This is a genomic window from Luteibacter anthropi (assembly GCF_011759365.1).
In the GTDB taxonomy this organism is placed as follows: domain Bacteria; phylum Pseudomonadota; class Gammaproteobacteria; order Xanthomonadales; family Rhodanobacteraceae; genus Luteibacter; species Luteibacter anthropi.
Map to the genome: position 1 here is coordinate 211,305 of NZ_JAARLZ010000009.1, position 9,516 is coordinate 220,820.

The 9,516-nt window shown below is 64.3% G+C and carries 7 protein-coding genes; 3 read left to right on the plus strand and 4 right to left on the minus strand.

The window, feature by feature from the left end:
* The first annotated feature begins 357 nt into the window (after positions 1-357).
* Positions 358-966, plus strand: coding sequence for a helix-turn-helix domain-containing protein (locus tag HBF25_RS16730; RefSeq protein WP_243853277.1), 609 nt, complete (start codon positions 358-360; stop codon positions 964-966).
* A 57-nt stretch (positions 967-1,023) separates the two neighbouring features.
* Here HBF25_RS16730 and glyS read toward each other — a convergent pair whose 3' ends face one another.
* Positions 1,024-3,168 (minus strand): glycine--tRNA ligase subunit beta, encoded by a 2,145-nt coding sequence (gene glyS / locus HBF25_RS16735; protein ID WP_166950372.1) that lies wholly within the window; start codon positions 3,166-3,168, stop codon positions 1,024-1,026.
* Entirely contained in the window at positions 3,158-4,072 is a 915-nt protein-coding gene (glyQ, locus tag HBF25_RS16740) for a glycine--tRNA ligase subunit alpha (RefSeq protein ID WP_166950373.1), read from the minus strand. Before glyQ ends, glyS begins: the two co-directional genes overlap by 11 nt.
* Positions 4,073-4,139: 67 nt before the next feature.
* Between glyQ and tfpB the strand changes: the two genes are divergently transcribed.
* Positions 4,140-5,954: a type IV pilus assembly ATPase TfpB gene (gene tfpB / locus HBF25_RS16745; protein ID WP_166950375.1), complete on the plus strand. Its 1,815-nt coding sequence runs from the start codon at positions 4,140-4,142 to the stop codon at positions 5,952-5,954.
* Entirely contained in the window at positions 5,951-6,688 is a 738-nt protein-coding gene (locus tag HBF25_RS16750) for a glutamine amidotransferase (RefSeq protein ID WP_166950377.1), read from the plus strand. Before tfpB ends, HBF25_RS16750 begins: the two co-directional genes overlap by 4 nt.
* Here the strand turns inward: HBF25_RS16750 and HBF25_RS16755 are convergent.
* Together HBF25_RS16755 and HBF25_RS16760 are read right to left on the minus strand one after the other, a co-directional pair.
* On the minus strand, positions 6,677-7,360 hold the full coding sequence (locus HBF25_RS16755) for a rhomboid family intramembrane serine protease (RefSeq protein ID WP_166950379.1): 684 nt from the start codon (positions 7,358-7,360) through the stop codon (positions 6,677-6,679). The two genes, HBF25_RS16750 and HBF25_RS16755, sit on opposite strands and share 12 nt — an antisense overlap.
* A 2-nt stretch (positions 7,361-7,362) precedes the next feature.
* Positions 7,363-8,964 (minus strand): ExeA family protein, encoded by a 1,602-nt coding sequence (locus tag HBF25_RS16760; protein ID WP_166950381.1) that lies wholly within the window; start codon positions 8,962-8,964, stop codon positions 7,363-7,365.
* Positions 8,965-9,516: the final 552 nt, after the last annotated feature.

Consider the following 9,516-nt stretch of genomic DNA (forward strand, 5'->3'; position numbering starts at 1 on the left):
ACGCCCAGGTAACAACACTAAAAATCCTAGGAATATTCCTGCGACGGCAGTTACTTACGACGTAATAAATCTGTGCTCGCGCATAATATGATGACAATCAGTAATTTACTTCGCCAAGCGTGACGGCCGTCACGCTGCCGGTGACGAAGTCTTACGAAAGATTCCTAGCAGCTTTTGGCTAAAAACAGCTCCTTTGACTTGTTTTGCTTGAACTTTCAGCTCACCCCAGCGTCCTTTTAGGAAATTTCTCAAAAGAAAGGCTTCCGAAGGCAAATCGCTGTACACCGATGTTGCGGTTCGCGCGTTTGTGCGGTGAATCGCCGGGGGCGGCCTGTAGACAACTGAGGTTCCAAGCGCATGAACGACAATTCGAGGGGATCCATCCTGGCCGACGGCGTCGGTGGCAATCTGGAGATCCGACGTGGAGACTCAGCAGCCCCCACGTCCTCCTTTGCCAGCCGGGTGCGGCAGGTCATCAAGATGTCCGGCAGCGTGAGCGAGATTGCCCGTCGCTGTGGCTTTTCCGAAGGCGTGGTACGCAGCTGGCGTGACGGCAACACCGATCCGTCCCGCGGTCGCTGCGTGACCATGGCCAAGACCTTGGGCCTGTCCCTGGTCTGGCTGGCCGCTGGCGAAGGCCCGATGATGCTGGACGGCAACACCGACGATCTAACCACCCGCACCGAGACGTCGGAGTCGGTCCGTGACGGCCGTGAAGGCCGCGAGCTGCATGGTCTTGGCTCGACCGCGGTCGATGGCTCGCGCCTGGCGGCGGCCATGAAGCTGCTGCAATCGGATATCGAGATGACGGGCAGCCGTTTCTCACCGGTGCGTCATGCCGACCTGGTGGCCGAGATGTACTCCATCATCGGTCGCTCGGGCGAGCCCGATTACGCCGATCGCATGGTTGCATTCCGACACACTCTGATCTCGCGTATCCACGAAGATCACGACGTCGCGGCCTGAGTGGGCGCGACGAAAAGCCCCGCCAGCGGCGGGGCTTTTCGGATCTACCGGATCAGGTCAGAGCCGGGAGATATCGGCGATGGCGCCGAAAGTTGCCTTGAGCTGCCCGAGCAGTGCCAGGCGATTGAAGCGTACGGCCGGATTTTCGGCGTTCACCAGCACGTCGTCGAAGAAACGATCCACCGGAGCCTGTAGCGCCGAGAGGCGTGCCAGCGTGCCGGTGTAGTCCTTGCGTGCCAGAAGGCCCTGGGTCTCCGCCCGTGCCGTGCCGAGCGCCGCATGCAGCTCGCGCTCGGCGTCAAGCTCGAAATGAGCCGGGTCAACCGTGGCCGGAATGGGCGCGGCACCCGCTTCCTCGGCCTGTTTACGCAGGATGTTGGCCACGCGCTTGTTGGCGGCGGCCAGACTGGCAGCCTCGCTGCGACGGGCAAACTCGCCCACGGCACGCAGGCGACGATCGAAGTCCGGCAGGGTGGCCGGCGACACGGCCAGCACCGATTCGAACTGGTCGACCGAGAAGCCCTGATCGGTGTAGTAACCGCGCAGGCGCTCCAGCACGAAGCCGTGCACCTCGTCGCCGAGCTCGCGGCGACGGGCACCGATGTCCACCACTGGCGGCTTGCCGTCCTTGCCAGGCTTCACACCGGCCACGAAGGCCGCTTCCGGCACCATTTCCAGTGCCTCGGTGAGGGTGGCACGCAGGTCGATGTCCAGGCCGCCCTCGATGAGGGTACGGGCCAGGCCAAGCGCCGCACGGCGCAGAGCGAAGGGATCCTTGTTGCCGCTGGGCTTCATGCCCACGGCGAAGATGCCCGCGAGGGTATCCAGGCGCTCGGCCACGGCCAGCACCTGGCCGACCTTGCCGGCAGCGATGGCGTCGCCGCCGAAGCGCGGCTGGTAGAAGCTGTCCAGCGCTTCGGCCACATCGGCATCGATGCCCTGGCGCGTGGCGTAGTAACGGCCCATCACGCCCTGCAGCTCCGGGAACTCGCCCACCATGCGGGTCAGCAGGTCGCACTTGGACAGGGCGGCGGCATGGGTAGCCTTGCCGGCATCGACGTCCACGCGATTGGCGATGACGCGCGCCAGCTCGGCCACGCGCACCGTCTTGTCCCACAGGCTGCCAAGCGACTGCTGGTAGGTGACGTTCTTCAGGCCTTCCTGGTAGTCGGCCAGCGGAGCCTTCAGGTCTTCGTCCCAGAAGAACTTGGCATCGGCGAAGCGCGGACGGATCACGCGTTCGTAGCCCTTGCGGATCTCGGCCGGATCGCGGCTTTCGATATTGGCCACGCCGATGAAGTGTTCCGTGAGTTCGCCCTCGGCGGTGAACACCGGCACGAACTTCTGGTTGGTCTCCATGGTGGTGACCAGGGCTTCCGGCGGCACGTCGAGGAAGTCGCGCTCGAAGGTGCAGGCGATGCCCACGGGCCATTCGGTGAGGTTGGCGATTTCGTTGAGCAGGCCATCGGACAGGCGTGGCACGCCGCCCGTGGCAACGCGGGCCACTTCGTCGCGTACGCGCTGGCGGCGCTCGGCGGGATCGGCCATGACCCTCGCCTGGCGCAGGGCATCGAGCCAGCTGTCGGCATCGGCCACGTGCACGGGCTGCGAATGGTGGAAGCGATGCCCCTGGCTGAGACGGCCGCTCTTCAGGCCCAGGACCTCGCCATCGACGATCTCGGAGCCATGGAGCATGAGCAGGGTGTGCACCGGGCGGACAAAGCTGTCGTCGCGATTGCCCCAGCGCATGGCCTTGGGAATGGGCAGGCCCTTGAGTGCCTCGGTGACGATTTCCGGCAAGAGTGCCGCCGTGGGCTGGCCCGGCTTCACGGCACGGAACACGAACCAGGAGCCCTTGTCGGTCTCCAGCTTCTCGAGCGCGGACACCTCGACGCCACACGACTGCGCGAAACCGACCAGTGCCTTGGCGGGTTCGCCATCCGGACCGATGCTGGCCGACACGGCGGGACCGCGGCGTTCGACGTTCTGCTCCGGCTGGGCAACGGCGACATCCGGGATATGCACGGCCAGGCGACGCGGCGAGGCATAGGCCTTCACGGCGGCGTAATCGGCGGCGACACCGCGCTTTTCCAGACCTTCGACGACGCCGCGCGCAAAGGCGCCGGCGAGGTCGTCGAGTGCCTTCGGCGGCAGTTCTTCGGTGCCGAGCTCGATGACGAGCGGCAGGCGCTTATCGGCCATGGACGGCCTCCTTGCTGTTCTTCAGGCCGGGAAAACCGAGTTTTTCGCGCTGCGCCACGTAGGCTTCTGCCACGCTTCGGGCGAGGGTGCGCACGCGCAGGATGTAGCGCTGACGCTCGGTGACGCTGATGGCGCGACGGGCATCGAGCAGGTTGAATGCATGGCTGGCCTTGCAGACCTGTTCATACGCCGGCAGCGGCAGGCCGGCAGCGATGAGCTTGCCCGCTTCGCCCTCGCATACGTCGAACCAGTGGAACAGTTCCGGCACGTTCGCGTGTTCGAAGTTGTAGGTGCTCTGCTCGACTTCGTTCTGGTGGAAGACGTCGCCATAGGTGACCACGCCGTGCGGAGCATGCGTCCAGACGATGTCGTAGATGCTGTCCACGTTCTGCAGGTACATCACCAGGCGTTCGAGACCGTAGGTGATCTCGCCCGTGACCGGGCGGCATTCCAGGCCACCGGCCTGCTGGAAATAGGTGAACTGGGTCACTTCCATGCCGTTGAGCCAGACCTCCCAGCCCAGGCCCCATGCGCCCAGGGTGGGGGATTCCCAGTTGTCCTCGACGAAGCGCAGATCGTGCACCAGAGGGTCGATGCCCAGCGCCTTCAGCGAACCGATGTAGCGCTCGAGGATGTCATCCGGGTTCGGCTTCAGCACCACCTGGTACTGGTAGTAGTGCTGCAGGCGGTTGGGGTTGTCGCCGTAGCGGCCATCCGTCGGGCGACGGCAGGGCTGCACGTAGGCGGCCGCCCAGGGCTCGGGCCCGAGGGCGCGGAGGAAAGTGGACGGGTGGAACGTACCGGCGCCGACCTCGGTATCGAGCGGCTGGATCAGCACGCAGCCCTGGTCCGCCCAGTAGCGGTTCAGGGTCTGGATCACGTCTTGGAAAGTGGGCGCGGACATGGGTTCCCGAGTCCTTGAGAAAGCGGGCTAGTATACCGGCGTAGTCTTCCATACGGGATCGCGCACCATGGCTGTCAATCCGCAATCCGGCGCATTGCTGGGGCGTCGCGGGCGACTGGAACTGGAGGAGGTGCTGGCCTCGCTCGTGGTCGACGGTTACCTGAGCGGTGAAGATGCCAAGCGCGCCCGCACGAGTGCCCGCGGCGGCAAGACGGCCATCGAGCTGAATCCCCTGGTCGTCATCGCCAACGCAAAGGCCGAGAACCGTCGCGATCCCGGTCGGCCACTCAGCCTTGAGGGCCTCGTCGAGTGGCTCGCAGGCAAGGCCGAGCTGCCTTACCTCAAGATCGACCCGATGAAGATCAACGTGGCCCAGGTCACGCAGGTGGTCAGCAGCGCCTATGCGCAGCGTCATCGCATCCTGCCCGTGGCCTCATCGCCCGGCGAGGTCGTATTCGCCACCGCCGAGCCCTTCGAAACCGCCTGGGCCACCGACCTGGCCCACATGCTCCGTCGCGATATCCGCCGTGTCGTGGCCAGCCCCATCGACATCAATCGCTACCTGCTGGAGTTCTACGGCGTGCAGCGGTCGATCCAGCTGGCGCAGGATGCCAAGAACGGCGAGCCGACAAAGATCTTCAACTTCGAACAGCTCGTGGAGCTGGGCAAGACGGGCGAAGTGGGCGCCGATGATCGCCATGTGGTGCATATCGTCGACTGGCTGCTGCAGTACGCCTTTGAGCAACGCGCATCGGATATTCATCTGGAGCCACGTCGCGACGCCGGGCAGATCCGCTTCCGCATCGACGGCATGATGCAGAAAGTGTTCGAACTGCCACCACCGGTCACCACCGCCGTGACGGCGCGCGTGAAGATCCTTGCCCGCATGGACGTCGCCGAAAAGCGCCGGCCCCAGGACGGCCGCATCAAGACACGCTCGGCCGGGGGGCGTGAGGTGGAACTGCGTATCTCCACGATGCCGACGGCCTTCGGCGAAAAGGTGGTGATGCGCATCTTCGATCCCGACTTGGTGATGAAGGATTTTTCGCAGCTCGGTTTTTCGGCCGAAGAAGCAAAACTGTGGCGGTCGATGGTCGAGCGTCCCCACGGCATCGTGCTGGTCACGGGCCCCACGGGTTCGGGAAAGACGACCACGCTGTATTCGACGCTGAAACACCTGGCGCGACCGGAACTGAATGTCTGCACCGTCGAAGACCCCATCGAAATGGTGTCCGCCGACCTCAACCAGATGCAGGTGCAGCCCTCCATCGACCTGGATTTCGCCGCCGGCGTACGCACGCTGCTGCGTCAGGATCCGGACATCATCATGATCGGCGAGATCCGCGACCTGGAAACAGCGCAGATGGCCGTGCAGGCTTCGCTGACAGGCCATCTGGTGCTCTCCACGCTGCACACCAACGATTCACCCAGCGCCGTCACCCGCCTGCTCGATCTTGGCGTGCCGCATTACCTGATCCAGTCCACCCTGGCCGGTGTGGTGGCCCAGCGCCTGGTCCGCACCCTGTGCCCGCACTGCAAGCAGCCGGCCGCGCAGGACCCGGACCAGTGGCATGCGCTGACGCACGGCTGGGAACTGCCCGTGCCGGAACGGGTCTATGAACCCGTCGGCTGCCTGGAATGTCGCAAGACGGGCTATCTGGGCCGCACGGGCGTGTACGAGATGATGCCGCTTTCGCCGCGCGTGCGGGGCGCCATCACCGCCTCGCTCGATCTTTCCCGGCTCAATGACATCGCCTTGCGCGACGGCATGAAGCCACTGCGTATTTCCGCCGCGGCGCAGGTCGCCGCCGGCCTCACGACGGTGCGTGAAGTGCTCAACGTGCTTCCGCCCACGGATATCGAAGACCCCTTCCCTGCATGAAGCCCATACTCATCGTTCGCACCGGTCGCGCACCGGAGGTCATCAGCCATCGTCATGGCGATTTTCCGCGCTGGTTCCAGCTGGGACTGCGTTTGCGCAGTCCCCTCGTCCGTATTGTCGATGTCGAGCATGGCGAGGCGCTTCCTGATCCTGCCCAGTGTGCGGGCGTCATTCTCACCGGCTCGGCCTCGATGGTCACCGAACGCCTTCCGTGGAGTGAGCGCACCGCGGGCTGGATCCGCGATGCCATGGATATCGAACTGCCGATGCTTGGCGTCTGTTACGGACACCAGCTGATGTCCCACGCCCTGGGTGGTCGTGTCGATTACCTGCCGGGCGGGCGCGAGATGGGTACGGTGTCGCTCACCACCCATGCGGATGCCTCGGACGATGCGTTGGGCGCAAGCCTGCCCGGTAGCTTCCATGCCCATGCAACGCACGAGCAGAGCGTTCTCGAACTGCCGCCCGGCGCCGTGTCGCTTGCCCGTTCTGATCGCGACCCGAATCACCTGGTGCGCTATGGCAAACATGCCATAAGCACACAGTTCCATCCGGAATTCTCAGCCGAAGTGATGCGCGCTTATATTCGTCGCAAGGCCGAGGTACTGCGGCAGGAAGGCCAGGATCCGGACGCCCTGCTGGCGTCGGTGGCACCTACGCCGAAGGCCACGCAGCTGCTGCGCGGGTTCTTGAATGAGCACGTCGGGATGGCGCGAGAACTGTCAGCTGCGTAGGCGACGCTCGATCGCCCCACGCGAAAACAGCGCGAACAGGATGCCAAACAGGAAGCCGCCGATGTGGGTCCACCACACGACGGCGCCATAGCTGGCACCGGCATAGCTGAAAAGCAGCTGCACGAGCGCCCAGATGCCGATGAGCACGAAGGCCGGCACGCGCACGAATTCCAGATACAGGCCCAGCGGCACCACCAGGCCAAGTTTCGCCCTCGGAAACAGGGTGACATAGGCGCCGACCACCGCAGACACCGCGCCGCTGCAACCGATGATCGCCACGCGCGCTCCGGTCAGCGAGATGGCGCCGATCAGGTTCGCCACGATGCCGCCCAGCAGGAACAACAGCAGGAAACGCGGCGACCCCAGGCTACGTTCGGCGGGCAGGCTGAAAATCACCAGGAACAGCAGGTTACTGAGCAGGTGAAGCCATCCGCCGTGGATGAAGATCGCCGTAAACAGGCGCAGCAGGGCGGGATCGCTTACCTGCTCCCATAGCGGAAGCCCGGTGCCGAACAGATGGGCAGGCACCGTTCCCCAGTGCAGCATGATCTGAATGCGTTCACTGCGTCCGCTGAGGGCCAGCACCACGAAAGAAACCACGCAGACGACGACGACAAGCATGGTCGCCCAGCACAGCCGTGAACGACGGCGTGTATCGACATGGACGAACATGCTCAGGGAACGCCGCGGGCGAGATGCGGCCCTTCGGTGTCGAGCGAGGACAACGCGAACATGGTTTCCGGCCCGACCACGCCGTCGGCCGAAATGCCGAAGCGCTGCTGGATGCTGCGCACCCTGGACTCCACGTTCTTGTCGAATGCCGTGGGCGCCGCCGAGCCAGCATTTCCATTGAATGGCAGGTGGGCAATCAGCCAGTGGACACCGTTTCCGCTGTCACCCCGGGAGAGCTTGCCGGGCATGGCGGGATCGATGCGGAAGACTGCATAGAACCGCCCGTTCCAGACATGTTCGAAGGCGTCGCGGGTGAGTTCGACGTATTTGCCGCCAAGATAAAGACGGACCGCTTCGTCGCCGACACCCACCATCAACACCTGCTGCTTGCCGTGCTCATCGTCCAGTTCCAGCACCATGGGGCGGTCGAAACGGCGGAGCTGGTCGATTGATCCACGACCGCTCACACAGGCCAGGCCAGGGAAGATCACCGCATCGCAATGCATGGCATTGGCGACATTCGTCTCACGGGACGTCACCTGCCAGCGGGCGAGCAATTCCCCCCAGACGCGTACCTTGCCGGTTTCCGGATCGGGGAGTGCGTCCTTGAATTTCTCCAGCGCCTGGTCAGGTGCTGCCGTCACCAGGTTCTTCGGGCGGGACGGGCTGCGGCCGGAAAGAAACCAGGTGGCCGAGCCGATAAGGAACAGTGCGAGCAGCACACCACCGCCGATGAGGATCTGCCGACGGAACCGACGGAACCAATACCGAGCGTGTTGGGGCAGCACTTCCCGGGCGACGAAGCCCAGGGCGCGTTCGCCAATGGATTGCTCGCCACGCTCGGCCGCCCGCTCCAGGGCGCGGTGGGCCAATGCATTGAGCCGACGTGGATTTCCCTTGCCGTCGTCGCGAAGGCTGCGCAGTCCGAGGCGACTGAAGGGCATCTGGGCGGTGCCGGCCACGTGCAGGCGATGGCGGACATAGCGCTCGCTTTCTTCGGCGCTGAGCGGGGCCAACGGCAACCGGCTACGGATACGCTTGGCGAGTTCAGGCGCCTTGGGGCCTGAAAGACGATCGCGGAATGCCAGGGTACCCGCAAGCACGAGATAGAAGGGCGCAGCGTTTTTCGTACAGGCGGCGAGCAGGCGTTCGATGTCGGCGAGATTGCCGTCGGACATCTCGTCGCCGTCGTCCAGGACCAGCAGGAATCGCTTGTCGACATGATGGGCAAGGCGCCCCAGTCCTGCCGCCAGACCATCGACCAGATGGTCTTCGGTGTTGGCCTCGGCGCTGAGTGGCAGGGGAAGACCGAAGCCGGCGTACATCGAACGCAGCCATGCTGTGGTGCCCAGGGCGTAATCGTCCGAGCCATGACGAATTACGGTCACGCCGTGATTGGGTGCGTCGGCCTCGATCAGCATGCACAGCAGGGTCTTGCCGGCACCTTCCTCACCGCTGATGAGGGTCACACCGGAATCCGCGGCGCCCAGTTCGTACTCCACGTGCGCAAGGATGTCCCGCTCACGCGTGAACAGGCACGCGAAACGGGTATCTGGTGTGTCGCCAAACGGCGGCTCGCGCAGCCCGAAGGTCTCTAGGTACATGAGCCTAGAGTAACCGATTGATCGGGCAGAAGGATTGCGCGTTTTAGGGCCTTGCGGGGCGTGTTTGCAGGAGCGCGCCTGCGCGCGGCCGGCGTTGGCCGACCGGGTCGGTGCCGACGCCGACGCCGACGCCGGCCCATTGTAGGAGCGCGCCTTGCGCGCGACCGGTTAGTCAGGAAGGCATTGGTGATGCGAAGCGCTGGGGGAACAGGGGTCGCGCGCAGGCGCGCTCCTACAGGGATTTCGGGCCAAGAAAAAACCCGGTCTCGTGTGAGACCGGGTTTTTAGGATAAAGCCCCTGGCGGTGACCTGTTGCTGTGCGTGCCCGTTGGGCACGACAGCAAAAAGCACACAAAGACGAAGGCCTCCCCGATTGGGGAGGCCTTCTTGGATAAAGCCCCTGGCGGTGACCTGTTGCGGGTCGCGCACGCGCAAAGAAAAAACCCGGTCTCAGAAAAGACCGGGTTTTTAGGATAAAGCCCCTGGCGGTGACCTACTCTTGCATGGCTTGAGCCACACTACCATCGGCGCATGCGCGTTTCACTTCTGAGT

Coding starts and splice junctions, on each gene's coding strand:
- HBF25_RS16730 (WP_243853277.1), top strand. CDS start 358: ATGAACGACAATTCGAGGGGATCCATCCTGGCCGACGGCGTCGGTGGC.
- glyS (WP_166950372.1), bottom strand. CDS start 3,168: ATGGCCGATAAGCGCCTGCCGCTCGTCATCGAGCTCGGCACCGAAGAA.
- glyQ (WP_166950373.1), bottom strand. CDS start 4,072: ATGTCCGCGCCCACTTTCCAAGACGTGATCCAGACCCTGAACCGCTAC.
- tfpB (WP_166950375.1), top strand. CDS start 4,140: ATGGCTGTCAATCCGCAATCCGGCGCATTGCTGGGGCGTCGCGGGCGA.
- HBF25_RS16750 (WP_166950377.1), top strand. CDS start 5,951: ATGAAGCCCATACTCATCGTTCGCACCGGTCGCGCACCGGAGGTCATC.
- HBF25_RS16755 (WP_166950379.1), bottom strand. CDS start 7,360: ATGTTCGTCCATGTCGATACACGCCGTCGTTCACGGCTGTGCTGGGCG.
- HBF25_RS16760 (WP_166950381.1), bottom strand. CDS start 8,964: ATGTACCTAGAGACCTTCGGGCTGCGCGAGCCGCCGTTTGGCGACACA.